22 protein-coding genes are annotated in these 25,995 nt (G+C 47.7%); all 22 read right to left on the reverse strand.

Features of this window, described 5'->3' with window-relative positions; all coding sequences use genetic code 11:
• Positions 1-88: 88 nt before the first annotated feature.
• The 22 genes from gndA to fcl all read right to left on the reverse strand — a co-directional run bounded on the left by gndA (position 89) and on the right by fcl (position 25,995).
• Positions 89-1,495 (reverse strand): NADP-dependent phosphogluconate dehydrogenase, encoded by a 1,407-nt coding sequence (gene gndA, locus ACWHWP_RS15155; protein ID WP_447855930.1) that lies wholly within the window; start codon positions 1,493-1,495, stop codon positions 89-91.
• A gap of 144 nt (positions 1,496-1,639) precedes the next feature.
• Positions 1,640-2,446 carry a glycosyltransferase gene (locus ACWHWP_RS15160; protein ID WP_447855931.1) on the reverse strand — a complete coding sequence of 269 codons (807 nt, stop codon included), beginning with the start codon at positions 2,444-2,446 and terminating at the stop codon, positions 1,640-1,642.
• Between the two features lie 80 nt (positions 2,447-2,526).
• Complete coding sequence (wecB, locus tag ACWHWP_RS15165) at positions 2,527-3,624, reverse strand: non-hydrolyzing UDP-N-acetylglucosamine 2-epimerase (RefSeq protein WP_447855932.1); 1,098 nt, start codon at positions 3,622-3,624, stop codon at positions 2,527-2,529.
• Positions 3,624-4,349 carry a glycosyltransferase family 32 protein gene (locus ACWHWP_RS15170; protein ID WP_447855933.1) on the reverse strand — a complete coding sequence of 242 codons (726 nt, stop codon included), beginning with the start codon at positions 4,347-4,349 and terminating at the stop codon, positions 3,624-3,626. The genes wecB and ACWHWP_RS15170 overlap by 1 nt, the downstream gene beginning before the upstream one ends.
• Before the next feature lie 48 nt (positions 4,350-4,397).
• Positions 4,398-5,360 (reverse strand): polysialyltransferase family glycosyltransferase, encoded by a 963-nt coding sequence (locus ACWHWP_RS15175; RefSeq protein ID WP_447855934.1) that lies wholly within the window; start codon positions 5,358-5,360, stop codon positions 4,398-4,400.
• Entirely contained in the window at positions 5,360-6,697 is a 1,338-nt protein-coding gene (locus ACWHWP_RS15180) for a DUF6418 domain-containing protein (RefSeq protein WP_447855935.1), read from the reverse strand. The genes ACWHWP_RS15175 and ACWHWP_RS15180 overlap by 1 nt, the downstream gene beginning before the upstream one ends.
• Before the next feature lie 98 nt (positions 6,698-6,795).
• Entirely contained in the window at positions 6,796-8,052 is a 1,257-nt protein-coding gene (locus tag ACWHWP_RS15185) for a lipopolysaccharide biosynthesis protein (protein ID WP_447855936.1), read from the reverse strand.
• A gap of 27 nt (positions 8,053-8,079) precedes the next feature.
• Positions 8,080-9,234, reverse strand: a complete 1,155-nt coding sequence (gene neuC / locus ACWHWP_RS15190; protein WP_447855937.1) for a UDP-N-acetylglucosamine 2-epimerase — start codon at positions 9,232-9,234, stop codon at positions 8,080-8,082.
• The gene (locus ACWHWP_RS15195) at positions 9,231-10,493 is read right to left on the reverse strand and encodes a cytidylyltransferase domain-containing protein (protein ID WP_447855938.1); all 1,263 of its coding nucleotides are present in this window, start codon (positions 10,491-10,493) and stop codon (positions 9,231-9,233) included. The genes neuC and ACWHWP_RS15195 overlap by 4 nt, the downstream gene beginning before the upstream one ends.
• Before the next feature lie 6 nt (positions 10,494-10,499).
• Positions 10,500-11,540 carry an N-acetylneuraminate synthase gene (gene neuB / locus ACWHWP_RS15200; protein WP_447855939.1) on the reverse strand — a complete coding sequence of 347 codons (1,041 nt, stop codon included), beginning with the start codon at positions 11,538-11,540 and terminating at the stop codon, positions 10,500-10,502.
• Positions 11,533-12,165, reverse strand: coding sequence for an acetyltransferase (locus ACWHWP_RS15205; RefSeq protein ID WP_447855940.1), 633 nt, complete (start codon positions 12,163-12,165; stop codon positions 11,533-11,535). The genes neuB and ACWHWP_RS15205 overlap by 8 nt, the downstream gene beginning before the upstream one ends.
• 327 nt (positions 12,166-12,492) lie before the next feature.
• Positions 12,493-13,389, reverse strand: coding sequence for a GalU regulator GalF (gene galF, locus ACWHWP_RS15210; RefSeq protein WP_063431930.1), 897 nt, complete (start codon positions 13,387-13,389; stop codon positions 12,493-12,495).
• Between the two features lie 176 nt (positions 13,390-13,565).
• On the reverse strand, positions 13,566-14,957 hold the full coding sequence (gene wcaM, locus ACWHWP_RS15215) for a colanic acid biosynthesis protein WcaM (protein WP_447855941.1): 1,392 nt from the start codon (positions 14,955-14,957) through the stop codon (positions 13,566-13,568).
• A 12-nt stretch (positions 14,958-14,969) separates the two neighbouring features.
• Positions 14,970-16,190 carry a colanic acid biosynthesis glycosyltransferase WcaL gene (wcaL, locus tag ACWHWP_RS15220; protein ID WP_447855942.1) on the reverse strand — a complete coding sequence of 407 codons (1,221 nt, stop codon included), beginning with the start codon at positions 16,188-16,190 and terminating at the stop codon, positions 14,970-14,972.
• Entirely contained in the window at positions 16,187-17,467 is a 1,281-nt protein-coding gene (gene wcaK, locus ACWHWP_RS15225; RefSeq protein ID WP_447855943.1) for a colanic acid biosynthesis pyruvyl transferase WcaK, read from the reverse strand. Before wcaK ends, wcaL begins: the two co-directional genes overlap by 4 nt.
• A 17-nt stretch (positions 17,468-17,484) precedes the next feature.
• Positions 17,485-18,963 (reverse strand): colanic acid undecaprenyl disphosphate flippase WzxC, encoded by a 1,479-nt coding sequence (gene wzxC, locus ACWHWP_RS15230; RefSeq protein WP_447855944.1) that lies wholly within the window; start codon positions 18,961-18,963, stop codon positions 17,485-17,487.
• A 1-nt stretch (position 18,964) separates the two neighbouring features.
• Complete coding sequence (wcaJ, locus tag ACWHWP_RS15235) at positions 18,965-20,359, reverse strand: undecaprenyl-phosphate glucose phosphotransferase (protein WP_047346487.1); 1,395 nt, start codon at positions 20,357-20,359, stop codon at positions 18,965-18,967.
• A 46-nt stretch (positions 20,360-20,405) separates the two neighbouring features.
• Positions 20,406-21,776 (reverse strand): colanic acid biosynthesis phosphomannomutase CpsG, encoded by a 1,371-nt coding sequence (cpsG, locus tag ACWHWP_RS15240; protein WP_063430499.1) that lies wholly within the window; start codon positions 21,774-21,776, stop codon positions 20,406-20,408.
• A gap of 111 nt (positions 21,777-21,887) precedes the next feature.
• A complete protein-coding gene (gene cpsB / locus ACWHWP_RS15245; RefSeq protein WP_047346489.1) occupies positions 21,888-23,324 on the reverse strand; it encodes a mannose-1-phosphate guanyltransferase in 1,437 nt (478 codons plus the stop codon).
• Between the two features lie 3 nt (positions 23,325-23,327).
• A complete protein-coding gene (wcaI, locus tag ACWHWP_RS15250; RefSeq protein WP_063430497.1) occupies positions 23,328-24,551 on the reverse strand; it encodes a colanic acid biosynthesis fucosyltransferase WcaI in 1,224 nt (407 codons plus the stop codon).
• Positions 24,548-25,027 carry a GDP-mannose mannosyl hydrolase gene (locus ACWHWP_RS15255; protein WP_072250627.1) on the reverse strand — a complete coding sequence of 160 codons (480 nt, stop codon included), beginning with the start codon at positions 25,025-25,027 and terminating at the stop codon, positions 24,548-24,550. Before ACWHWP_RS15255 ends, wcaI begins: the two co-directional genes overlap by 4 nt.
• Before the next feature lie 2 nt (positions 25,028-25,029).
• Positions 25,030-25,995: a GDP-L-fucose synthase gene (gene fcl, locus ACWHWP_RS15260; protein WP_024908102.1), complete on the reverse strand. Its 966-nt coding sequence runs from the start codon at positions 25,993-25,995 to the stop codon at positions 25,030-25,032.

The raw sequence follows: 25,995 nt of genomic DNA on the forward strand, positions 1-25,995 counted from the left end.
TATTCCGTTAAAAAGTGAGTGGATTGGGCGGGATAAAAAAGCCCGGTATCGCTACCGGGCTTGATGGAATAGCAACAACTAAATCAGATTAATCGAGCCATTCGGTGTGGAACACACCTTCTTTATCAGTGCGTTTATAGGTGTGCGCACCGAAGTAGTCGCGCTGCGCCTGAATCAGGTTGGCAGGCAGTACGGCAGCACGGTAGCTGTCGTAGTACGCCACTGCAGCAGAGAAGGTTGGGACTGGAATACCGTTCTGCACAGCGTAAGCAACAACGTCACGCAGCGCCTGCTGGTATTCATCCGCGATTTTCTTGAAGTACGGAGCCAGCAGCAGGTTCGCAATGCCCGCATTTTCAGCGTAGGCATCGGTGATTTTCTGCAGGAACTGGGCGCGAATGATGCAGCCCGCACGGAAAATCTTCGCGATTTCACCGTAGTTCAGATCCCAGTTATTTTCGTCTGAAGCAGCACGCAGCTGAGAGAAGCCCTGTGCGTAAGAAACGATTTTACCCAGGTACAGGGCACGGCGTACTTTCTCAACGAACTCAGCTTTATCGCCTGCTGGTTTGGCCTGCGGGCCAGACAGCACTTTGGATGCCGCAACGCGCTGCTCTTTCAGAGAAGAGATGTAGCGAGCGAATACGGATTCAGTAATCAGAGACAGCGGCTCGCCCAGATCCAGAGAGCTCTGGCTGGTCCATTTACCGGTACCCTTGTTTGCGGCTTCATCCAGAATCACATCAACCAGGTATTTGCCGTCTTCATCTTTCTTGGTGAAGATATCTTTGGTGATGTCGATCAGGTAGCTGTTCAGCTCGCCTTTGTTCCACTCGCTAAAGGTCTCAGCAAGTTCTTCGTTGGAGAGGTTGAGGCCGCCTTTCAGCAGCGAATAGGCTTCTGCGATCAGCTGCATGTCGCCGTATTCGATGCCGTTGTGAACCATCTTCACATAGTGGCCAGCACCATCAGCACCGATGTAGGTTACGCATGGCTCACCGTCTTCAGCGACGGCAGCAATTTTGGTCAGGATAGGTGCGACCAGTTCGTACGCTTCTTTCTGACCGCCAGGCATAATGGATGGGCCCTTCAGAGCGCCTTCCTCACCACCGGATACACCGGTACCGATGAAGTTGAAGCCTTCGGCAGACAGTTCACGGTTACGACGGATGGTGTCCTGGAAGTAGGTGTTACCACCATCAATGATGATGTCGCCTTTGTCCAGATAAGGTTTCAGGGAGTCGATGGCAGCATCGGTACCTGCACCCGCTTTCACCATTAACAGGATACGACGAGGCGTTTCCAGGGACTCAACAAACTCTTTAACCGTATAGAAAGGAACCAGTTTCTTGCCTGGGTTTTCGGCAATCACTTCTTCAGTTTTTTCACGGGAGCGGTTGAAAACGGAGACGGTATAACCACGGCTTTCGATGTTGAGCGCCAGGTTGCGCCCCATCACTGCCATACCGACAACGCCGATCTGTTGCTTGGACATTACATACTCCTGTCAGGTGTGGTCACCGCGACTTATGCGCGGCTTGAAATGTATGCCTGATGTTAATCTATGAATTTCATTTTAACCAGTGGTTAAGACATGAAAAACGCACACAATGGAAAATATAGGCAGGTGACAAAATGATTATTTTCTGAGCGCTTTATATACAAGACTTAATAATGGGGTCGGTAATAATCGAGGGACTATCCTCATAACAGAACAAATAAAAACATTAAAGACATTATCAATATTTAATTCATATTTTAATTTTGCAAGGCGCATCTCGCTTTTAACGTAGGCCAGCCCCCTTCTACGACTAATCATGTTTTGACCAGCTCGTACATTTACAAGCACTTTATTTATGTTAAGAGTTTCATGCCCTGCTGCAATTACTCTTAGCCATAAATTATAGTCTTCCATTAAAAAATGATGTTGATATCCACCTACGCTTTGAATGACATCCTTTTTAAAGGCAACGGTCATATGATTGAAGGGACTTCTTTTTTTGGAATATTCTTTTATTTGCTCATGACTGCAGACTGAGAAACGGATCCCTTGCGAAGAAGTCATATCTTCATTGAACTCATTAATTGCGCCACCTGATAAAGCAACGTTCGGATATTGTGCCATAAGAGAAACTTGATGTTCAAAACGATCCGGAAGGCAAACATCGTCAGTATCCATTCGTAAAACCAAGTTATACTGACAAAAGTTCATTCCATGATTAAGTGCTTTGCCCAACCCCACATTTTCCGGTAATTCCACAACATTTATATTAATTAGCGGAGTAAAGTTATTCACAACTGCTGAAAGCTCTTCACCAATCGGACCATCGTATACCATAACAACCTGGTCAGGTTTAAGTGTATTATTATTGATGCTTTGTAAACACTGATAAAGATATTCTGGTTTTTCTTTATGATATAAAGAAAGTAGCACTGTGAATTTCATATTATGACACATCCGGGAAATAGCCATGACAGATAAGTAGCTAATACATATCAGTGCATGCAATTAAAAAGCAAAAAAAACTAAACATCCATTTCTAAAATATCAGCAATCCTTTTACTCGCAAATCCATCACCATATGGATTACTCGCTTTACTCATATTATTATATTCATTTTTATCATCAAGTAATTCTCTAAATGTATTGTAGATAACATCCTCATTAGTACCTACCAGTTTCAGCGTACCTGCATGAATTCCCTCAGGACGCTCAGTAGTATTGCGCATAACAAGAACAGGTTTACCCAGGCTTGGCGCTTCCTCCTGAATACCGCCACTGTCAGTTAAGATAATGAACGATCGTGCGAGGAAGTTATGAAAGTCAAAAACTTCGAGTGGTTCGATTATTCTCACACGGTCACAGTCACCAAGGATTTCTTGTGCAGCTTCTCTAACAACGGGATTCAAATGAATAGGATAAATAGCTTTGATATCTGATGTTTCGTCAATAATACGTTTTATTGCGCGAAACATGTTACGCATTGGCTCACCCAAATTCTCTCTGCGATGTGCTGTAATCATAATAAGCCGACTATCTGCAGCCCATGTCAGATATTCATGTGTATAGCTATCTTTAACAGTCGTTTTTAATGCATCAATGGCTGTATTACCTGTCACATGAATTGAAGAAGGGTTTTTCCCTTCCTGCAATAAGTTTTCCCGTGAAGTTTTGGTCGGTGCGAAATGATATTTTGCTACAATCCCGACGGCCTGTCTGTTAAATTCTTCCGGGAATGGAGAGTCAATATTATAAGTTCTCAGCCCAGCTTCAACATGTCCAACGGGGATTTGAAGATAGAAACAAGCGAGTGCAGTTGCGAAGGTAGTGGTTGTGTCACCATGAACCAACACGATGTCAGGTTTAACCTCAGCTAAAACAGACTTCATTTTATCAAGGATGTTAGCTGTAACATCAAACAGAGTCTGCTGATCCTTCATTATAGAAAGATCATAATCGGGGACTATTTTAAAAGCAGTTAAAACTTGATCAAGCATTTGCCTGTGTTGTCCAGTTACACATACAATAGTTGCAATCTTATTTCTTGTTTTTAATTCTTTAACCAATGGACACATTTTAATTGCTTCTGGTCTAGTGCCAAATACAACCATTACTTTTTTCATTATTTTCCCTTTAATTTTTTAAGTAAAACTTTTATATGCCCACTAATTTTAGGCCCCAGAAAAACAGCAATTCTGTGTTTTAATTTATCAGATTTCGAATACCATGAAGCGGAAAAGTGATGAATTGTGTGCGTATTATCAGTTACAACGATTTCACCCGTACGCCATTGTTTAGCACAAAACACATCAAATGGATAAATAACTAACCCTTCGTTGAGATACTGGAGTTCGTTTTTAGGTTTCCAGCCAAAGTCGCGGATTGTTAAGTCAGTTATTACCCCTGTATTCGGTGTTTTGTCAAAGCTACCATCCGGTAAAATAAATGTCCTAGTATCATACCCGGATAAAAGATCACCTATCCATTTATGGCCTTTTATTGAAGCCATTGTGCCCGTCACACACATCAAGTCATCTTCACAACCGGTAAAAGCATCGTGCACTAAGAAAGAATCTAATGATTTAACCACTTCGACATCAGTATCCATGTAGATACCACCCTGATGATAGAGCGCATACAGCCGCACATAATCTGTAACGAATGCAAATTTTCTCGATTCATAGGCTTCTTTGACATACTGATTGCTATTAATATCAAACGAGTCTTCATTCCATTCCACAATCTCATAATCAGGGAGTTTTTCTTTCCATGACTTGATGCAATTTAAAGCCAACTCTGGCATTTGCCCACGTCCGAACCAACAATAATGAATTTTTTTTGGAATCACACTAGACCTCATGGTATATTATTTGAAATTTAAACTTATAATCAAAAACTACAATTGACTAAGCAATATTTTATTTTTAATTAAACTGGAATTAATCGCTGTTGAATTGTATGTTAACCCTACATCAAACTGAATATTATAAATCGCCAATAACTCGAATGGGAATTTCCCATTAATGCGTCGAACATTATCTTTAATATAAATATCTTCTTTTTCTCTAGGGTGTAATTTCAAAAAAACATCATAATTATTTTCTTTGAGCTTTATTATTTCTCGATTAAAAAGGTCGGCTAACTCTTCTTTCGAATGCATGCCATAAAGATAAGTTGGCTGCGTTAAAACAATTGCTTTTTTAGAGTTATAAGGTGTGAAGTCGCAGTCAAAATCATTAAAGAAAACAGCTTTAATAACTCCCTTATCATTCTCAGAAAAGTTTTTGATGGCTTGAATATCATCTATTTCTTGAACAGGGAACTTACATAACAAATCTTTTTTGGTTGATAATATTCTTTCAAGACGTTTTTTATCTCTGACATAAAACCCTGAGATGTCATTAATAGAGTTTTGCTGAACAAAGAGTATCTTTTTTATGAACGTATTAATGATGCTTTTTAATTGTGGTTTTGTTTTCTTTTCAAAAAGAACATCTTCGCAATATGTACTTTCGCCTTCCTCGTAAAAGAAAACTTTATCCGGTTGACCTATATTAGCTAATACCAAAGGATAATAGCCAACAAAACCATCAAGGTAAAAATTGATGATATGGTTCTTTTTTCTAAACGGATAAATAGATATTCTTTCCAGAATATTAAAAATATATTCAGTGACATTGTTCTTGAAAAGAATCACATCAAAAATCTTATCTAACTTCTTCAGAGCAAGTAAACTGGCATAGAGTTCATTACAATCTTGAGTATTAATTATGATTATATTCTTCTCATCTCCTCTCATCATTGAGTATACAAATGGAAATTTATTATAATTCCATAAAAAGAAATAATTTACTCTCATTATCTATTAACCCCAACTACTGCTTTTTTCATAAGGCTGTAAGCCATATAGGCAATAAATATTGCATAGGTTCTAGCCTCAAAGAAAAGATTAATATCTCCCTGGGCTACAACTCGAATTATCAACTCAAGGATAGGTCCTAAAAAAAGAAATGAAAGTACATCACCACTTTCAAATGATGCAAGGATATCTTTTTTAATGACTATAATAATAAAGCCAAATATAATTAAGAAGAGTGTTACACCTATATAACCAAAATAATAATATCCTATGGCAGGAAATCCATTTGCAAGACTTCTTCCGCGGTCTTCTGTTGAGCGCCATTCATCTAACGTTTTAGGCGGAACCACAACATTCATAAGCTCATTCATTCCCTGATCGAACTTATTATTACCTGCAGAAAAGTTTTGCGCAAACTTATCCCACCGAATTTTTTCCGGAACCTGACTATCATCATTAATTACCCACCAAACCTGTCCTGCAGCTTCGATACGCTTTTGAATTTTCTCGATTGCAGATGTACCACTATCATAGTTTTCGACTGTCTGATAGTTAATAAATATTACTGAAAAAATACCCACAATGAAAAACAAAAGAGTCGTTCGTATTTTTTTATAAAGTTTTTGTTTCTCTGCTTCTCCATATCTTGTTGCATAATGAAGGGTGATTGGCAAATAAAAACAGTATAATATAATTAATAACTCACCACCTTTGATCGAACATAAGATATGATAAATAACAATAAGCGCAAAGTAAATGAGATAACGTTTGTATCTGGTATTAAAATAGTACATGCCAAGCGCAAGGCACACGAAACTCAATCTCCCTTTTATCAAATTGACATACCCTGGCACTATTGTACTAAAATACACAGTTCGGTGAGTGCCATTAAATAATGGTACACCGGTATGCAAAAAAGTCGCATATAATATAACTATAAAAACAATAATTATCACTTCGATATTGAAACGATTGATTTTTAGAACAGATTTGGAACGAGTTGGTGCCAGATTTACTAACAAAAACTCGATAAAAATAAGGGAAAAAAATAAATTTACTATGAATGTTCCATTCCAATAGCTATATGCGTTTATTTCAAAAAGATAAGTGCCACTTTCAATCAAAGCGCCGCCAATTAGCATAGCAACAAGAATAATAAAAAAAATCAAGTTGTTAGCAAATTCAATAGGACGATAATAGAATACTACGAATAGATACGTTAATAAAACAACGACCCCGGCTATATTTACATCTTGTCCAAAAGCATTTATTAGGGCAAGAATACCTGTCAAAGACAGCAAAATAATTCTGTAAAACAAGAATACGCTTATATTCACCAGGTAAATCCTTAAATATAGTATAAACAGTGTTACTCTATTATGGTGTGTTACAAATAACTTTAAAAGGATATACCTCATAAAGTGGAAGTGCTGCATTATGCTTTTTTAAGGATGTTCCACGATACAAGATTTAACTGCCAAACAAGAGCCCATGTAGCAATAAACCTTATAAACATTGATATCGAAAAAGCCATCGCCACACCAATTATTCCATTGATTTTCATCATTATGAGTAAAAGTACAATATTAAACACCCCAGAGCTTATAGTAATGATTGATAAACGCCCGGTCTTTTTTGCATAAAACAGATAATTTGTAACCATCAAATACATTCCATTAAACGCCTGACCTAGACAGAGCCAACCTATTACGCTTGTTGCTTGTTGGTACTGAGGGCCTGCGAATAGATTTACGACAAGCGGGCCAATCCAAAAAGATAAAGCACCAAGGAAAGATAAAACGACAAAATAGCAATATGAAAATCTTACCAATTTTTTTAGTTTGACTACATCATTCACAGATAGGGTTCTGAAGAGCCACGGAATCAAAGCCTTGTTAATGGCATCGAATACTACAACCATTCCAAGACTTAATTGAACCCCTAGCATATAAACCCCAGCTTCCTCTATACCGAGCTTTCCGCTTATCAGTATACGGTCTATCGCACTTAAAAAGAAAATCCCAACAATATGAGGGACGAGAGGTATGCCAAACTTTAGTGCATCTTTAATATAATCTGTATTTATGGTCTTAATATTTAATAAGCGTTCTTTAAAAAGCGTAAATAATGAGAACAGTACATAGACTATAGTGCCTAAGAGCAAAGCGTTGATGCGACTAACTGCACCTTGCTTAACTACGAAAAGAAAAATTAATGTTAATACAAAAATAAAGACACTTTGTGATACTTGCAAAAAACCGTAATTCCAGGCTCGCTCACGAATTTGCCACTGCGCTAATCGTAACTGAATGATAAAGGTTCCAGCAGAAACAATTATTGCCAAGTAAATCCAATAAGATGGTATATTAAGCAACTCACTTAATTGCGTGCTAAATAATGTCGCAGCTAAAATAAGTATAATCGAGCTCAACAGAAGTATGTGTATACATGCTCCATTGTATGTACTAAGTTCATTTTGAGTCTGGTCATCATAATAGCGGCGATTTGCAGCACCTATCGTATTGAGCCCTGTTAAAGCAGCGAGTCCACTAACAAGAGTCTGAAACATAGCAATCTGACCATAGTCTCCAGGATTGAGATTATGTGTCAAAATTGGTAGCAAAAGAAAAGGTACCAATGCATTTAATATATTTGAAGATAAATATATTGTTGAATTCCTGACCAAATTCATTTTAAGAGACCAATGTTTATACTCAAGTTAGAGATCATAAAAATCCTTGTATTCTGTAATATTCTCTTCCAGAAAAGTTTTTATCGCTGTCAATGCTGCTTTCAGTACATCATTTTTATAATAGGGGTTTTCAGAGGTTTTAATTTTTTCACGAAATTCACATTCTTGACTGGTATTGATCGCCTGTACGATAGCGTTCGTATTGCACAAGCAATCGATGACACTCACTCCGCGCACTCTCCCCCTCTGGCGATCACCGATATTTATAGTTGGAATATGTAATGACGGGATTTCAATCAACCCGGAAGAAGAGTTACCAATAAGGCCTTGTGAATATTTGTTTAGCGCAAGATACTCTTCAGGTTTAACCGACGTAAAAATCCTAGAGTTTGTCGAATGACAAAAATTGATAATTTTTGTCATTATCTCCTCTGAACCAGTATCTGAATTTGACCCTATAAATATATATTCATAGCGATCGTTAAATTTTTGCAATGCATTAAGAAGCTCAGTAACCTGATATCCCGGTGAAACGGAACTTAATGTTTCTGGATGGAAAACCACCACAAAATAAGGACTTTTTAAGGAGCCGAAATTATCTTCAAGTTTATTTTTTGAAGGCAATTCCATTGAAAGTGCATTTTCTGCCCCAAGTGCGCCAATGTTAACTACACTTTCAGGATGCTCTCCCATCTGTATTATTCTTTTTCTGTATTCCTCAGTCGAGGCAAAATGAAGCCGAGACATTTTAGTTATAGCATGCCGTATAAACTCATCATAATTACCTAATGTTTTTTCTCCACCATGAAGATGAATGATTGGTAGATTATGCATAGCAGCAGCTATCGCGACAGAGAAAATCTCATAACGGTCACCAAGAATCATTACGGCATCATATTTGTTATTCTGAAAATATAAGCCAAATGCTTTTTGACAGACTGACATTGAGTTAATAACGTCAGCATTGGTTGAATTATTGATGTTGATATTGATTAGCTTGTTAACAATCAAGCCATCACTTTCAATATTTTTATAGGTTAAGCCATATTTTTCATCGCAATGCATACCAGTAGCGACTATTGATAACTCTATATCTTCGTCATCTCTGAGAGCTAGAAGAAGGCGCTTCATGATACCGTATTCGGCTCGTGAGCCAGTGACATACAGAATTTTCTTTTTCATTCCAAATAACTCAAAATTAATTTTTCAAGGCATTTATAAGCGTAGTTGCTAAAATGTAATCCGTCATTTGTAAATTCTATATTTAGATTACCATAAGCATCGTAAAAATCCTTGCTTAACTGAAGCCATTTAATATTTCTTTTGTTTTCAATATCAGCTTTAAGAACCTGGTTCAAAATTTCTATAGTATTGTTATTTCGTTCTATTCTGCCAATGACTGGTGGGACACTAAGAACAAATATTTTGGCCTTTTGATTTAAGCACAATAAATAATCAATAATTTTGTTAACCCAGCGGACAGTATAATCAGGACTCCATCCATCGATTACAATATCGTTAGTGCCTGCCATAATAAATACATTATCACCAATACTATCGATTAATCCATTTTTTAATATAAGATTGAAATATTGCTCTGACGTTATTCCAGCGATACCAAAATTGTTAACTTTTTTATCACCTAAAAGTTCAACATTCCAAAAATCAAAAATTGAATGACCAATTAATGTCACTGGTTTGCAATACTTGAAAGCATCTTTCTTTTCTTGTATACGTCTATTTACAGAACTCAGTAAGAGCTCATTTTTTAGCCTTTTATTCATCAACATAATTGCAATATCAAAATCCAGCCTGTCATCTATATCGACAGAATCTTCCTTCGACATAATATATGCGATACTTTCTGCTCCGAAAAAGTGCTTCTGACGGATATAATCATCATTATAACCGATAAATATAGCCCCATTAGGCGTATACTGTTTGTAATTTTGACGCCTATAATTACTGTAATCCAAATCAAAACTAGCCATACTCAAAGATTCAGAAATCGGCTTAATCAAATCAATGCTTTTACTACTTTCTACAACCGAAGACAGAAATTTAGCATGGGTTGCTTTCTCAAACAAATTCACAGCCTCACAGATATGTTCGGCTGTACGGAAAGGTGAAGTTGGTTGTAATAATACGAAGTAATCAAAATTTTCATATTTATTAAGAACGTCTTCAACAACCATAAAAGAGGTAGCAGCATCTGAAGATAATTCTTCACCGCGCATCACAACTTCTGCTCCATAATATTCGGCGATGGCTTTATATTCATGAGAATCAGTCGAAACAATGACATGTTCGAATAATTCAGATTTTTTTGCCGCTTCAATAGTATAAGCAATTAATGGGCGGTCTATTAGCATTAAAACATTTTTATTTGCTAATCCTTTGGACCCAGAGCGCGCAGGTATGATTGCTATCTTCTTAAGCATTCCAAATTATACCTCTTGTTCTTTAAAACCCGAATGGACAATCAACTGATCTTCTTCAAAATCGGTTTGTGCTTTCTGGCCCAATAAGTCATACCAGTGCATAGGACTGATTCCATTTCCAGGACGCTTTGTTGTAATATTTTCAATTGTAAACACTTCATCTTTTTTTATTTTTCGGTTTGCTACAATAGATTTTCTTGCTACTATCTTATTTTTTCTTTCTGATGGAGTGACTAATTTCTCAAAGCTTCCTAAAGATTGCTCAACCGCTCGAATTCCTTCACATAATAATTTCAATTCATCTGGAGTAACTGATGCCTTATGATCCGGGCCTTCGAAATCTTTATTAAGGGTAAAGTGTTTTTCAATGAAAGTGATGCCATATGGCACAGATGCTATACCAGCAAAATATCCAGGAGAATGATCAGAGAATCCAACATTATATTCACTGAAAATATTTTTAAATCCTGCGATAGTGTTTAGGTTGACATCTTCGAAAGGTGTTGGATATTCCGTATTGCAATGGAGTATTGTAATACTTGAAGACGAAATACCATTGTCGCTAAGTATTTTAAGTGCCATCTTAATTTCTTCAGTCGTTGCCATACCTGTAGAAATTACTATTTTTTTATTTTCGATTGGCAGTCGCGCAATTTTTTCAAGATAAGGTAAATTAAGTAACTCTCCAGATGGAATCTTCCAAACTTTTTGGTGTCTAGATGCGAGGAAATCAATAGAATCAAAATCGAAAGGAGTAGAAAAAACATCCAAACCTAATGATTTTGCATATTCTTCAAGCTTTATAAACTCATCATAGGGAAGTTCCAGCTTTCTCGTCATATCTAACTGAGATTCCTCGCTCCCGGTAACTTTTATTTGATATTCAGCTTTCGGTGCATATTTCGAAATAAGCTGGTCTGCTTTGAATGTTTGGAATTTTACAGCATCTACACCCGCTTTCTTTGCCTCATCAACCATTTGCTTGGCTAATTTAAAATCACCATTGTGATTACAACCGATTTCAGCGACAATATAAATATTAGCCATTTTTGTTCCTTTCTTTTATTAGTCTAGTTGGGGACCCAGCGACAACCACATTATTGGGTATATCTCGAATAACAACCGAACCTGAGCCAACAATAGTTGAGTTTCCGATAGTTAATTGCCCATTGACAACGGTACAACTACCGATAAAGGTTTTTTCACCAACACGAACATCGCCATTGAGAACGACATTTGTGGAAATATTTGAGCAGTAGGAAATATGATTGCCATGTTCAACCAAGGCTCGTGTATTTATTACAACACCATCTTCCAGATAGGAATCGCAATTTACAATCGCCATTTTACCGATATAAATACAGGTTCCAAGGGTGGAGCGTGACGATACGATAGATGTTTTATCGATCACATTTATTGTTTCAAGCTCAGCATCCTTAATTTTTTGGAACCATAATGCCCTGTCATCTGGATCCCCGATTGCAATAAAATACTTATATTCTCTAACCTCGGGGATATCTTTCAATGAATGTCCCAATATCGGATATCCTTGATGGGATCCCGTTTTTATGCTATCCAAAAAGCCTTCTACCGAGAATTGATTATGATCCAGGCTATCTATTACTGCTTTAGCAAAGCCCCCTGCCCCAATAATTATCAATTTTTTTTTCATTTAGCACCATTATATAAATATACCCGGGCCAAATCAGAAGGTGATATGGATAAAAACCATGCTACCGCCCCTGGCTTTACAGCTACCAGTGCACTGAACTGCTTCCGGGCAAATGTTATAACGCATGAAACCGACTCTATCCGAAACAAGGTTCGATTGTGATCCTAAGGCGCAACAGATACAAGTGAAAAGATGCTTTCTATCGCACAGAAATTCGATATAGAATGCAGTCGCTATACGTAACAAATGACAACAAATATTCTTAAGCAATATACACTTACAGAATATCAGTTGTCATTCGAATAGTTAAGGTTTGTTCTGAGGGGGTCAGTTGTCAGCCAGCAACTTCTCAATCCGACTTCTGAACTTCGCCCCTTCCTTCAGGTTGCGCAGCCCATAGTTCACAAACGCCTGCATATACCCCATTTTCTTACCGCAGTCATAGCTATCACCTGTCATTAGCATCGCATCAACGGACTGCTTTTTCGCCAGCTCGGCAATGGCGTCGGTCAACTGGATACGGTCCCAGGCACCTGGCGCGGTTTTTTCCAGCTCGGCCCAGATATCTGCGTTCAGAACATAGCGGCCAACCGCCATCAGGTCGGAATCCAGCGTCTGCGGCTGATCCGGCTTTTCGATGAACTCAACGATGCGGCTCACCTGCCCTTCCGTCTCCAGCGGCTCTTTCGTCTGAATAACGGAGTACTCGGAGAGATCCCCTTTCATGCGTTTCGCCAGTACCTGGCTACGGCCCGTTTCATTGAAACGTGCCACCATTGCCGCCAGGTTGTAACGCAGCGGATCGGCAGACGCGGTATCAATGATGATGTCCGGCAGCACAACGATGAACGGGTTATCACCTACAACCGGACGGGCGCACAGAATGGAGTGACCCAGCCCCAGCGGCTGCGCCTGGCGCACGTTCATGATGGTCACGCCCGGCGGACAAATAGACTGTACTTCCGCCAGCAGCTGGCGTTTGACGCGCTGCTCAAGCAGCGCCTCGAGTTCGTAAGAGGTGTCGAAGTGGTTTTCTACCGCATTCTTAGACGAGTGCGTAACCAGGACGATTTCTTTGATCCCTGCAGCAACAATCTCGTCGACAATGTACTGAATCATCGGCTTGTCGACGATCGGCAGCATCTCTTTAGGAATGGCTTTAGTGGCTGGCAGCATATGCATGCCCAAGCCTGCTACCGGAATGACTGCTTTCAAATTAATCATTATATCTTCCACCTTAAAATGGTTGACGAATTATAGCTCTTAAACCCGTTTTCGCCAGCATGATTTGCCGTGATTATTAGGTAATGTTACGCCCTGGCTACACTAATTTCTGTAGTTGTAATCTGATTAGATCACGCTTTTGTGCCAGGAATAGTCCCAAAATCGACAATTGTCGATTATCTGTGCGGAAGCGCAAAATTCAGCCGCTCGGTATTCACCACCTGCTGATCAACCCGGTCGATATCCACCGAGCTTTGCCCCTTCTCATTGACGGCTTTTATGTTCGCCAGCGACAGTAGCGTCTCCTCTTTAGCCATAAATTTGCCCCGCACGTCCTTGCGCAGGTCGAAATTGATCTTCAGGGCAGGCCCCACGGCAGCTTCCTGCATCACATTGATATTTCTTAAGAAAAGATGCTGAGGCTTATTGTGCAGTTCCAGGGTAGCGCGCTGCATCTCGAGGTTAGTAATCGCAACAAATGACGTGGCGTTGCCGGATGAAATTTGTATTCCGCGCAGCTTATACGCCAGCTGGCGATTATCGAGGTGAATATTGTTGAGCTTAAAGTTTTGCGGAATGGACAAATAATCGCCTTTAATCACGCCGTAGCCGATGAGCATTCCGGCACTATTTACCATGTCGACATTATCGATAATGAAATTATCACAGCCATAAATTGCTACCGTGGCGTTGTCTATTCCCGCCTTTTTACTGAAGTCGGGCGTAATATTTTTGGCCTTTATATTACGGATAACAAAATGCTTGCCGTTTTCAACGTGCACGAGCTGACGGCAGTTGCTGCCGGTGATGTTGGCCACCACGAAGTTCTTAACAGTTTGCTTTTCCGGATAGTCATTATCGTAGGTGCTTCCGGCGAGGCCAATGCCAATGCCCCAGTTGATCTTGCCGTTCGTGCAGTTAATGTTGTCGATCACATGGTCGGAAATCAGGATATTGCGGTCATTGATGGCGACGTTCCACTCGATGGCATCGCCCTGCAGGTGGCTAAACTTGCTGTTGGTGATGCGGGCGCCGTCCACCTGGTTATGGAAACCCTGGCGCAGGATGGCATAGTTGGCCTGGCTCACGCTGATGTTATCAATGACAAGATTGCGCATCACGCTGGGCTTCTTCCCGCCGATGTAGATCTGCGTCACCGGACCAAACCCGCTCATCGCGAGTCCTTTGATCGCACAGTCAGAGCCGCGAACGTCCAGGGTAATATTTTCCGTGCGTCCCGCGCCCTCGCCAATGACCTTACTGCCCTCCTGAAGGACGAAGCGGCCGCGTCCGTTGCCGGTTAACGCCCCGCGGATCAGCAGCGTTTTCCCGTCGGGAATGAAAATGCCCGTATTGATGTTTTCGCAGGTGAGCCCCGCAGGGACAACAACCGTGTCCCCATCTTTAAACGCCTGCTTAAAGGCGGCAATCCAGTCGTTGTTATTGTACTGATTCACAGAAACCGTTCTTCCGGCTGCCGCCCGCGCAAGGCGGGGCGACAGCAGCGGCGCGGCGGCCAGAACGGACAGAGAAGAGACGAAGGTGCGTCGGGTAATCTTTTTCAGCATACAACCTCGGCGTTACAACGTTTGCAGCAGGCTCGCTAACCGGCGATTAATCACCTGCTGGTTAAAATCGGTTTCTACTTTTTGTCGGGCATTGTGGAGCACGGGCTCCAGCGCCTGCTGGTCGATGTCGCTGAATGCCGCTAATCGATCGGCCAGGGCCATGGCGTTATTTTCCGGCACCAGCCAGCCGGAATAGTCAGACTGGATAAGCTCCGGGATCCCGCTGTGCAGGGTCGATACCACTGGAATCCCCACGGCCATCGCCTCCATCAGCGCCACCGGAATGCCTTCCATATCGCCATCGGTGCCCGTGACGGAAGGCAGCAGGAACACATCCGCTTCATCAAGCATGGCCTTGACCTCGTGGCTCGGCTTGAAGCCCGGCATCTCGACAACATCTTCCAGCTGATACTGCTCGATAAGCGTGCGCAGACGACGCTCCCACGGCCCAATGCCGAGAATGCGATAGTGGAAATCCACCCCGCGCGCCTTCAGCTGGCGGCAGGCTTCAATGGCCACATGCAGCCCTTTCTTCTCGGTCAGACGCGCGACGGAGATGATCTGCAGCGGTTTGCCCGGCACCTTCACCGGGCGGCGAGTGAAGCGGGTAAGATCCACCCCCATACGCGAAACGGCAATTTTCTCTCCCGGGCAGCCCATGTTTTTAAGCCGTCCGGCCCACAGTTCACTAATGGGAAGCATCACGTCACCGCGTCGGAAAAGCTGCTGATACTCCGGGGTATAGTGGTTCAGCACTTCACGGCTGGAAATATCAATGCCGTGGAAGATGGTCGCGATTTTACCGTCAATCACCCCCAGCTCGCGCAGCTTCGCGGCGGTAACGCCCGCCGGGCCAAAGTGGGCGATAAACACGTCCGCACGATACGGCTGCGCCGTTTGCCCGCAGATGGCCGACAGGATCAAATTGCGGGACTCTGCGCCATAGCGGGTCACATTCAGCGCGCGCCAGGTCGACGCGCGATGGATCCCGCGTAAGGTCCGGCTGGCCCGGTGGCGCAGCTTGCTCACCTTCCCGGAAGGCTCATCCTGCAGCCAGCGGGTTTTCGCCTCCAGCCCATACTGGGTATACGCCGCATGGGTGTTTTGGGTATCGCCCTTTTGCAGGGCGATAATCTCCACGTCATATCCCATATCGATAAACGCGGTGATTTGGTTCAGGACAAACGTTTCAGACGACAGCGGAAATTTCAGCAAGAAGAAATCAACCTTCATTTCCCCTCCCGTACGCGATCCAGTACCGATTTCACCATGCCGATCCCTTTTTCGCGCTCGGCTTTCACCGCCGCGGCCAGGCGTTCATTGATGGCCGGCAGCTGGCCCAGGCTGTCCCCCACCATCGCGCCGAGCGAACCATCCAGCAGATGACGGATATCCACGGCCATTTCCGGCATGCCGAGCTGCTGCATAATCCCGGCGGATTTGTGCTCATAGTTGATGGCAATGGCCGGCGTACCGAAGTTCATCGAGATAATCGCCGAGTGCAGACGGGTGCCTACGGTCAGGTCGCAGGCGGAGAGCAGCTTGCCCATCTCCAGGTCGTTCAGTTCGTCCATCACCACGTGATAGCGGGACGGGTCGTTGACAAGATTGCGCAGGTTCAGCGCCACCATGCGGTCATCTTTGTTGTAGCTGTCGATCCCGGTGCAGGTGGACAGCGCCAGGACCTGATAACCGCTGTCCAGCACGCGGTTCACCACGTCGGCGAACGCTTTCTCATACGCCGCCTGCGTCGTGCCTAAACGCTTATCGAAGGGCGCCAGCTCGCGCAGGGTAATCGCAACGGTTTTCTGTTTCGCCGCTACGTCGAGCCAGTGCTGCACCGCGTAGCTTGCCTGGAAGCTGTCGTCCTGGTGATCCACCAGCCAGGCCGTGTCCACGCCGTGCTCAACTTTTGACGTGTCGATCTCGCTGCGCTTCATCATGTCGAGGCTAACCGACTCGCGCAGGATCAGCGCGTCGCAGTGACCAAACACGTAGTTTGCCAGCTGGTTAAACTGCGGGTCCTGGAAAGGCCCCACGCTGTGACCAATCATAAACAGCGGCTTTTTCGCCATGAACGTACAAAGCGCATGCTCAAACTGCGGCACGCCGTAGAGATCGACGAAGAACGAACCGCCAACCTGGATAATGGCGTCATAGCCCGACAGCAGACGAACGAAATCGGTAAAGCCCTGCGCGATAGCGATGTTGCGCAGCTTGCCGGTGTCGGTCACGCGGGAAAGCAGCACCTGGTGCTGGTAGCGACGGCGCAGCACTTTCTTCACGCGCCCCATCACGCCCGCGGCGTTGTTATGCTGTTTCATCTGGCTGTAGAGCGGGTCGCCCATCACCGGACGGTTCAGTAACCAGGATGAACTGACCGGATAACGGCTCATCACGTCCACTTCGGTCTCAGGCTTAAGGGTGTTAATCGCATCCAGTAAACCGCGCAGGATGGCGCTGTCGCCACGGTTGCCGCAGGTATGGTTGCCAAGAATTAATAATTTCATAATGGCCTCTTAAATAACTAGCCTGCGCGAAGCAGCGTTTTCATTTTTTCGTTACGGCAAAACTGGCGCTTCATCTCTACCACCAGCGCATTGCGCGACAGCACAATCATCACGACGAAGGCCAGCGCGCCCGCGGCGACCTGAACCGCCAGCAGCGCCGCCAGCGGCAGATGACCGCTGAGCACCACGCCCAGGCCATAGCTGACCGCAAGCGTGGGTAAGGAGAGATAAAACGGCAGCCATAGGCTCAGGATGTACTGACGGTAGCTGGAACCCAGCACCGGTTTGATCATGATGAAGTAGCTCAGAACGGTGTTGATAATCTGCACCAGCAGGAAGGCCAGCGTGACGCCGATGGCACCCGCCATGTGTCCACCCACGATAATTGCCGGAATAAACAGGAAGGTTTTAAAGACGTTGAACTTAAAGCTGATATCCACGCGCGCCTTCGCCATCAGCAGGGAACCAATCGGATTCCCCACGGAGCGCAGCAGCCCCACCACGCAAAGCAGCTGCAGGATCGGGATAATTCCGTTCCACTTTTCGCCAAACACCAGCGGCACGAAGTTGCTGGAAACCACCATCAGCCCCAGCAGCACCGGGAAGTTAATAATCCCCACCACCGAAAGCAGCTTGTAAAAATTGACGCGCAGCTTCTCGGTGTCGTCCTGAATCTTGGCAAACGCCGGGAACAGCACGCGGGTAATAATCGGGTTCAGCTTCATCGGGGGAACGACCGCAACGTTGTAGGCCAGGTTGTAGCCCCCCGCCACGCTCGCGCCCAGAATACGTGCCAGCACCAGCGTTGAGAGGTTGGTATTTACATAGTTGATGATACTGTCCGCCGTCAGCCATGCGCCAAAGCGCAGGTTGGAGGAGACGGAAGCCAGCGAGAAATGCAGCCCCGGACGGTAGATTTTGCGGCCAAAATAGCCAAACAGCAGCGTGCGTACGGCAGAGTTAACCAGATACCCCAGAATGGCCGTCATCGCCAGCGGCCAGAAATGGGCGCTCACCACGGTGAAGGTAAAGCCCGCCAGCACGGCGCTGGTCTCGATCATGCCGATCTTGTTGAACTCGAGCTCTTTTTGCATCAGCGCGCGGAACTGCTGCCCGTGCGGGATCACCACGAAAGCAAACGACAGCGTACGCATCAGCGGCGCGAGATCCGGGTTGTGCAGCACGCTGGCGATGGTGTCGCTCAGCAGGAAGACCAGCACAAACACGAAAATCCCCAGCCCCACGTTCAGCCAGTAGAGCGTGGTCAGTTCAAGGTGGCTAATCTCTTTGCGCTGGATAATCGAGTTGGCGATACCAAAGTCAGACAGCGTATCGGCCAGCGCGATAATCACCAGCGAAACGGTCAGCAGACCGAACTGGTGATTATCGATAATGCGCGCCAGGACGGTCATCTGCACCAGGCCAAGGCCAATGATGACGATAGTCGCCATCGCTGACCACTTCGCGCCGCTGATGGTTTTTTCACGTAAGCTCATCTTAATACGCCGCTTTGTTCACGAAACCTTTGAAGATAGTCAGAAAAACAATCTTGATATCGAACCAGACGCTCCACTCACGGATGTACTCCAGATCGAACTCAATACGTTTTTCCATTTTTTCCAGCGTGTCGGTTTCACCGCGCCAGCCGTTAATCTGCGCCCAGCCCGTGATGCCTGGCTTCACCTTATGGCGCAGCATGTAGCCTTCAATCAGCGAACGGTACTGCTCGTTATGCGCGACCGCGTGCGGGCGAGGTCCGACAATCGACATCCCGCCGGTGAACACGTTGATGAACTGCGGCAGCTCGTCCAGCGAGGTACGACGCAGGAAGTTCCCCACGCGGGTGACGCGCGGATCGTTCTGCGTTGCCTGGGTTACCACCTTGTCGTTTTCCATCACCTTCATGGAGCGGAATTTCCACACCATAATCGGCTTACCGTCCATGCCGTAGCGGGTCTGACGGAAGATAACCGGTCCGGGAGAGCTCAGCTTCACCGCCAGGGCGATGCAGCACAGCACCGGGGAGATGAGCAGTAAAATCAGCGAAGAGAGCACGATATCTTCCAGACGCTTCAGCACGCGGTTAATACCTGACAGCGGCGTGTCGTACAGCGGTACGACCGGCACACCGTTCACCTCTTCAATGCGGGAGTGAAGGATGTTGAACGTAAACACGTCCGGGATCAGGATCACCGAACAGGTGGTATCCGCCAGCTCGCGCATCAGTTGCTTAATGCGGGATTCGTCTTTCATCTGCATGGCGATGTAGACGTTGTGAATTTTGCCGGCTTTCGCGTCTTCAATAAGCTGCTCGTAATTGCCCGCCCAGTCCGCAGGCACGCCGCCAGGCTTCGCGTCGTGATAAATCCCCACCACTTCAAAACCTAACCACGGCTCTTTGCGGAAGCTGTCGAGCAGAACCCGCCCGACCGGCAAATCCCCTGCCACGGCAACGAAGCGACGGTTATAACCCCGGTTGCGCAGCCAGCCCGCGCCAAAGCGGATAAGAGAGCGGCAAACCACCATGCCGACGCAGGTCAGCAGATACCAGCAGAGATAGGTCACCAGACGATTGTCAAAATCATGGCTGAACGCCACCAGGCCCGCGCTGAAGATCAGGCTCAGGGTCCAGTTCTGCAGCAGCAGCATCAGTTCGGTGGTCATTTTGACGCCGCGCCACGAACGATAGAAATCCGTCATCCCGCCGATCATCTGAAACACGACCAGCGCAATCAGCGCCATCAGCAGATGCATATATAAGAACGATTGCCCGCTGATCCGACACACCGCCCACAATCCACCGACCATGATGGTGATATCAGAAAAACGCTGCACCATAGAGATTAACGATGCATTCGTTCTCGCTCGTTCGCGTTTTTTTAGATTCGTCATCGTTGTTCCTGTATTCAGTTCCCCCTCCCACCGGGAGGGGCAAATATTACTGATTCAACAGCGCCAGAATGTCCTTCGTTCGGGCTTCCATCAGCGCGGTGTCAGCGCGGGATTCCACGTTCAGGCGCACCACCGGCTCGGTGTTGGACGAGCGCAGGTTAAAGCGCCACTGCGGGAACGCCATGCTGATACCGTCTGTACGGTCAATTTCCAGCGCGTGAATGGCAAAGTGCTGCTCCACGCGGGCAATGGCCTCGGCTGGCTGCGCCAGCTTGCTGTTGATCTCCCCGCTCGCCGGGAACGCCGCCATGCGGTCCGCTACCTGCTCGCTCAGCGTTTTCCCCTTCAGGCACAGCAGTTCGGTCACCAGCAGCCACGGGATCATCCCGCTGTCGCAGTAGGCAAAGTCGCGGAAATAGTGGTGGGCGCTCATTTCGCCGCCGTAGATGGCGTCTTCTTCGCGCATGCGCTCTTTGATGAAGGCATGGCCGGTTTTGGACATTACCGGCGTGCCGCCTGCCGCGGACACCACGTCGACGGTGTTCCAGGAAAGGCGCGGGTCATGAATGATCTTCGCGCCCGGGTTTTTCTCGAGGAACGCTTCCGCCAGCAGGCCGACAATGTAGTAGCCCTCAATGAACTGCCCGTTCTCGTCGAACAGGAAGCAGCGGTCGAAGTCGCCGTCAAAGGCGATGCCCATATCCGCGCCGTGCTCAATCACCGCGTTGCGGGTATCGTCGCGGCACTCCGGCAGCAGCGGGTTAGGAATACCGTTCGGGAAGTTGCCGTCCGGGGTGTTGTGCACTTTGACGAAGGTCACCGGCACGTTCAGTTCTTTAAAGCGGGCTTCGAGAGCGTCCACCACCGGGCCGGCCGCGCCGTTGCCGGAGTTAATCACCAGCTTCAGCGGCTTGAAGTTCGCCACGTTGATGTAGCCCAGCAGGTGGTCGATGTACTCTTTTTGCAAATTGATCTGCTTGTAGCTGCCGCGCTTCGCGTCGTTAACCGGCGGGAAATCGTTGGCTTCCGCCAGGCGCTGCACGTCGCGCAGGCCGGTGTCGCCACTGATAGGGCGAGCGCCCTTGCGCACCAGCTTCATGCCGTTGTAGTCCATCGGGTTGTGGCTGGCGGTCACTTCGATACCGCCGTCCACGCCGAGGTGGAAGGTGGCAAAGTAAATCTCTTCGGTCCCGGAAAGGCCGATATCCAGCACGTCAACGCCCGCGTCCTGCAGCCCTTTCGCCAGCGCCAGCTTCAGGGACTCGCTGGTCAGGCGCACGTCGCCGCCCAGCACGATGGTTTTTGGCTTGAGATATTCGCCGTACGCGCGGCCGATGCGCCACGCGATATCTTCGTTCAGCTCTTCACCCAGCTTGCCGCGAATATCGTAGGCTTTAAAACAGGTTAATTTTTCCATGATGACCCCTTTTTCAGGCAACAGTCGGCCCTGACCACTAAATGGCCAAATTGATTTTTTTGTCATTCGTAGGCCCGGCAAGCGCAGCGCCACCGGGCATGTTGCGGAGTGCTACACCCGCCCGTAGCGGTCCTGGAAGCGCACGATATCGTCCTCTTCCAGATACGAGCCGGAGCGCACCTCAATTAAGTCGAGAGGAATTTTCCCCGGGTTCTCCAGACAGTGCGTCGCCCCCAGCGGAATATAGATGGATTCGTTTTCACCCAGCAGCTTGACTTCGCCGTCGATGGTGACTTTCGCCGTGCCCGCGACCACTACCCAGTGCTCGGCACGGTGGTGATGCATCTGTACAGAAAGCCCCTCACCCGGCTTCACGGTGATGCGTTTCACCTGGTAACGCTCGCCTGCGTCAATGGAGTCATATTTGCCCCACGGACGGTACACTTCGCGGTGAATGTGGTGCTCGTGGCGACCATCCGCCTTGATTTTTTCCACCACTTTTTTAACGTCCTGCACGGCGTTACGGTCGGCAATGAGCACGGCGTCTTTGGTCTGAACCACCACCAGGTCTTTCACGCCAACCGTGGTAACCAGGCCGGACTCGGCATAGACGTAGCTGTTTTCCGTTTTGTGGCTAATCACATCACCGTGATGGACGTTACCCTCCGGGGTATGGGCGCTGATCTCCCACAGGGAGGACCAGGAGCCAACGTCGCTCCAGCCCGCATCCATCGGCACCACGACGGCATCAGCCGTGCGTTCCATCACCGCGTAGTCAATGGACTCTTCCGGACAGGCGAGGAATGCCTCTTCGTTCACGCGGATAAAATCGAGGTCCGGATCAACCGTGGCCATCGCTTTCTCGCAGGCGCTGAGAATGTCCGGGCGATACTTCTGCAATTCTTCCAGATAGCGTCCGGCACGGAACAGGAACATCCCACTGTTCCAGTAGTACTCCCCGCTGGCGACGTACGCCTGCGCGGTTTCCAGATTCGGTTTTTCAACAAACTGCGCCACGTCAAACGCCACGCTGTCGCCTTCACCCGGCGTCACGCTGCCGCGGCGGATATAGCCATAGCCGGTTTCCGGCAGATCCGGCACGATGCCGAAGGTCACCAGCTTGCCGCTGTCGGCATAAGGAATGGCCGCACGAACCGCGTCGCGGAACGCGTCCTCCTGCTGGATAACGTGGTCCGCCGCCAGCACCAGCATCAGCGGGTCACAGTTCGGGCTGCTGCGTTTTGCCGCCAGCGCCGCCAGGGCGATCGCAGGGGCAGTGTTACGACCGGCAGGCTCCAGAATGATGTTTTCTGTGAGTTTGTTCAGCTGGCGCAGCTGCTCGGCAACAATAAAGCGGTGCTGTTCGTTACAAATCACCACCGGGCTTTCACACTCCACGCCGTGCAGACGGTTAACCGTCGTTTGCAGCATGGTGAGCTCCCCTTTCAGGCAGAGGAACTGTTTTGGATAGAGCACGCGGGACAGCGGCCACAACCGGCTACCAGAGCCACCAGCCATCACAACCGGATACAAAGTGGTTTGACTCATGATTTATCCCCGTATATCTGCAATAAATTGGCTCAGCACGTTCTCTTTCTCGAGCGTGCGTTCGGCATATTCACGTGCCACCGTGTTCAGTTTTGGCATGGCGAGTGCCTGTTCAATGCCGGTGACCAGCGCCGGGACCGATTCCGGCTCCACGCACACCGCAATCCCCGGGTAGCTGTCACACAGCTGGCCTAATTCTGTTTCGGCTTCTGCCGTAATCACCGCGTTACCGCCCACTGCCAGAATGTTGGTCAGCTTGGACGGCAGCACCGCATCCGCCGCGCCGCGTTTTTGCACCACCAGATGGCAGTCACCCATCTTCAGCAGCGCAGGCAGTGCCTCATAGGACTGAAGCGGGAAGAACTTCACGTTGGTCAGGCCGCGTTCGCTTACCATTTTTTCCAGCCGCGCTTTCCCACCGCCCTGCCCGACAATCACAAACGTCCACGGATGCTGGCTTAGCTGCTGGGCCGCTTCGATCACGCTCTCCAGCCCCTGCTTTTCGCCGATGTTGCCTGAATAAAGAATGATTTTTTGGTCATCAGGCAAACCGAGCTCTGCGCGCAGCGCCTGAGCGTCTTGCTCAGTCACGTCGCGAAAACGCGCGACTTCAGACCAGTTCGGGAAGAAGATCACCTTTTCCGCCGGGACGCCCTTCTCCTGCGCCTTGTTCATCATTGAGCGCGAGATCGTTGAGACGTAATCCACGTTGTGTAACCCACTGCGCTCAAACGCGCTGGCGAGCTTCGCCACCTTGCCGCCTTTGCTTTTGCCTGCCATCCCCAGGCCCAGCATGGCGTCAACTTCATAATCCTGAATGTGCAGCAGCGTGCGCGCGCCGGAGAGTTTGCCCAGCAGGCGCATGCCCGGCGTGCAAAACAGCGTCGGCACCACGCCAATGATGCGATCCGGCTTCCAGCGACGCTGCGCCATCAGCGGGAAGAAGCTGCTTAGCGCAAAGCTGCCGAGATGAATCAGCCGCTTCAGCGTCGAGGGCTGCTTAGGCACATACAGCGGGCAGCGCCAGACGGTCGCCGCTCCCTCTTCGCGACGGTAGCGCCAGCTTGAGTAGCGCTCCCCTACTTTCCATTCCGGGTAATACGGCGGCGCGGTAATGACCCGCACGTCATGTCCCTGGCTCGCCATCCACTCGACCATCTCGCCGGTGTATTTCCCGATACCGGTTAACTCCGGCGAGTAGTTGATTCCGTATACGAGGATCTTCATAGTCCCGGCACCTCAGACTGACGATCGGCCAGGAAATAGGCACGGCTGTTGTCGTGCACATTGTCGCTAGCCAGCAACGCCTCTGGCGTCTGCCAGCGGTAGTCGTCATGCTGAGAATCAGGCAGACGCAGGTCTGCCTCACTCACCTTCAGGCGGAACCCCAGCACGATGTAGTGCGTGGTGAACCCGGTGCCCGAAAAGTTATCGTCATAGAAGTGCTGCCAGACCCCGTAAAACTGGCCCGCTGCCATCGGCAGCTGCAGGCCCAGCTCTGCCAGAGTGAGACGCTCAAACGCATCGCTCAGCGTCTCATCCTTCTGCACGCGCCCGCCGGGCACGAACCAGAATCCCTGTGCAGGACGGTTGGTTCGTTTCCCCAGCAAGAACTCGCCGCGTTCGTTCTCCACGATCAAATCAATTGAGATGAGCGGAGTGGAACGCACCACCGTGGCAAAATCTTCCTGACTTAAAAACATCATTACCCCCGGAAGCGGTGCTGGTTTTCCAGGAACCACTGGTAGGTACTGGCCAGCCCCTGCTCCAGTGACACCTCGTGGTACCAGCCCAGCTGATGCAGACGGGTCACGTCCAGCAGCTTGCGCGGCGTGCCGTCCGGCTTGGTCGCGTCAAACACCACGCGGCCTTTGTAGCCCACCACCTGCGCGATGGTCTGCGCCAGTTCGCGAATGGTGCAGTCCACGCCGGTGCCCACGTTGATGTGCGACAGCATCGGCTCGGTGTTCTCCTGCCACACTTCGCGATCCAGCTCCATCACGTGGATGCTGGCGGCAGCCATGTCGTCCACGTGCAGGAATTCGCGCATCGGCGTGCCGCTGCCCCACACCACCACGTCCGGTGCGTTCTCGGCGGTCGCCTCGTGGAAGCGACGCAGCAGCGCCGGGATCACGTGCGAGTTGCTCGGGTGGAAGTTGTCGTGCGGTCCGTACAGGTTGGTCGGCATCACCGAACGATAGTCGCGGTTGTACTGACGGTTATAGGACTCGCACAGCTTGATCCCGGCAATCTTGGCAATCGCGTACGGCTCGTTGGTCGCTTCAAGCGTGCCCTGCAGCAGCTCGCTTTCGGCGATCGGCTGCTTCGCCATTTTCGGGTAAATACAGGACGATCCGAGGAACAGCAGCTTATTCACGTTGTGCAGATGCGCCGCGTGAATGATGTTGCTCTCAATCATCATGTTTTCGTAGATGAAATCTGCCGGGTAGGTGTTGTTGGCAACAATGCCGCCCACCTTTGCCGCCGCCAGATACACCTGGTCAATGCGTTCGTTAGCAAAGAAGTCCTGTACCGCACGGCTGTCGAGCAGGTTCAGCTCGTCGCGGGTGCGGACAATCACCTCTACGTCACCGCGCTGCTCCAGCTGGCGAACAATCGCGGAACCCACCATTCCGCGATGACCGGCGACAAAAATACGTTGTTTTGTCAT

Source organism: Enterobacter sp. WI-ESBL-E8 (assembly GCF_053364895.1).

Excerpts from the sequence above, each read along its gene's own strand:
- gndA (WP_447855930.1), bottom strand. The coding sequence starts at position 1,495 with ATGTCCAAGCAACAGATCGGCGTTGTCGGTATGGCAGTGATGGGGCGC.
- ACWHWP_RS15160 (WP_447855931.1), bottom strand. The coding sequence starts at position 2,446 with ATGAAATTCACAGTGCTACTTTCTTTATATCATAAAGAAAAACCAGAA.
- wecB (WP_447855932.1), bottom strand. The coding sequence starts at position 3,624 with ATGAAAAAAGTAATGGTTGTATTTGGCACTAGACCAGAAGCAATTAAA.
- ACWHWP_RS15175 (WP_447855934.1), bottom strand. The coding sequence starts at position 5,360 with ATGAGAGTAAATTATTTCTTTTTATGGAATTATAATAAATTTCCATTT.
- ACWHWP_RS15185 (WP_447855936.1), bottom strand. The coding sequence starts at position 8,052 with ATGAATTTGGTCAGGAATTCAACAATATATTTATCTTCAAATATATTA.
- neuC (WP_447855937.1), bottom strand. The coding sequence starts at position 9,234 with ATGAAAAAGAAAATTCTGTATGTCACTGGCTCACGAGCCGAATACGGT.
- ACWHWP_RS15195 (WP_447855938.1), bottom strand. The coding sequence starts at position 10,493 with ATGCTTAAGAAGATAGCAATCATACCTGCGCGCTCTGGGTCCAAAGGA.
- neuB (WP_447855939.1), bottom strand. The coding sequence starts at position 11,540 with ATGGCTAATATTTATATTGTCGCTGAAATCGGTTGTAATCACAATGGT.
- ACWHWP_RS15205 (WP_447855940.1), bottom strand. The coding sequence starts at position 12,165 with ATGAAAAAAAAATTGATAATTATTGGGGCAGGGGGCTTTGCTAAAGCA.
- galF (WP_063431930.1), bottom strand. The coding sequence starts at position 13,389 with ATGATTAATTTGAAAGCAGTCATTCCGGTAGCAGGCTTGGGCATGCAT.
- wcaM (WP_447855941.1), bottom strand. The coding sequence starts at position 14,957 with ATGCTGAAAAAGATTACCCGACGCACCTTCGTCTCTTCTCTGTCCGTT.
- wcaL (WP_447855942.1), bottom strand. The coding sequence starts at position 16,190 with ATGAAGGTTGATTTCTTCTTGCTGAAATTTCCGCTGTCGTCTGAAACG.
- wcaK (WP_447855943.1), bottom strand. The coding sequence starts at position 17,467 with ATGAAATTATTAATTCTTGGCAACCATACCTGCGGCAACCGTGGCGAC.
- wzxC (WP_447855944.1), bottom strand. The coding sequence starts at position 18,963 with ATGAGCTTACGTGAAAAAACCATCAGCGGCGCGAAGTGGTCAGCGATG.
- wcaJ (WP_047346487.1), bottom strand. The coding sequence starts at position 20,359 with ATGACGAATCTAAAAAAACGCGAACGAGCGAGAACGAATGCATCGTTA.
- cpsG (WP_063430499.1), bottom strand. The coding sequence starts at position 21,776 with ATGGAAAAATTAACCTGTTTTAAAGCCTACGATATTCGCGGCAAGCTG.
- cpsB (WP_047346489.1), bottom strand. The coding sequence starts at position 23,324 with ATGAGTCAAACCACTTTGTATCCGGTTGTGATGGCTGGTGGCTCTGGT.
- wcaI (WP_063430497.1), bottom strand. The coding sequence starts at position 24,551 with ATGAAGATCCTCGTATACGGAATCAACTACTCGCCGGAGTTAACCGGT.
- ACWHWP_RS15255 (WP_072250627.1), bottom strand. The coding sequence starts at position 25,027 with ATGTTTTTAAGTCAGGAAGATTTTGCCACGGTGGTGCGTTCCACTCCG.
- fcl (WP_024908102.1), bottom strand. The coding sequence starts at position 25,995 with ATGACAAAACAACGTATTTTTGTCGCCGGTCATCGCGGAATGGTGGGT.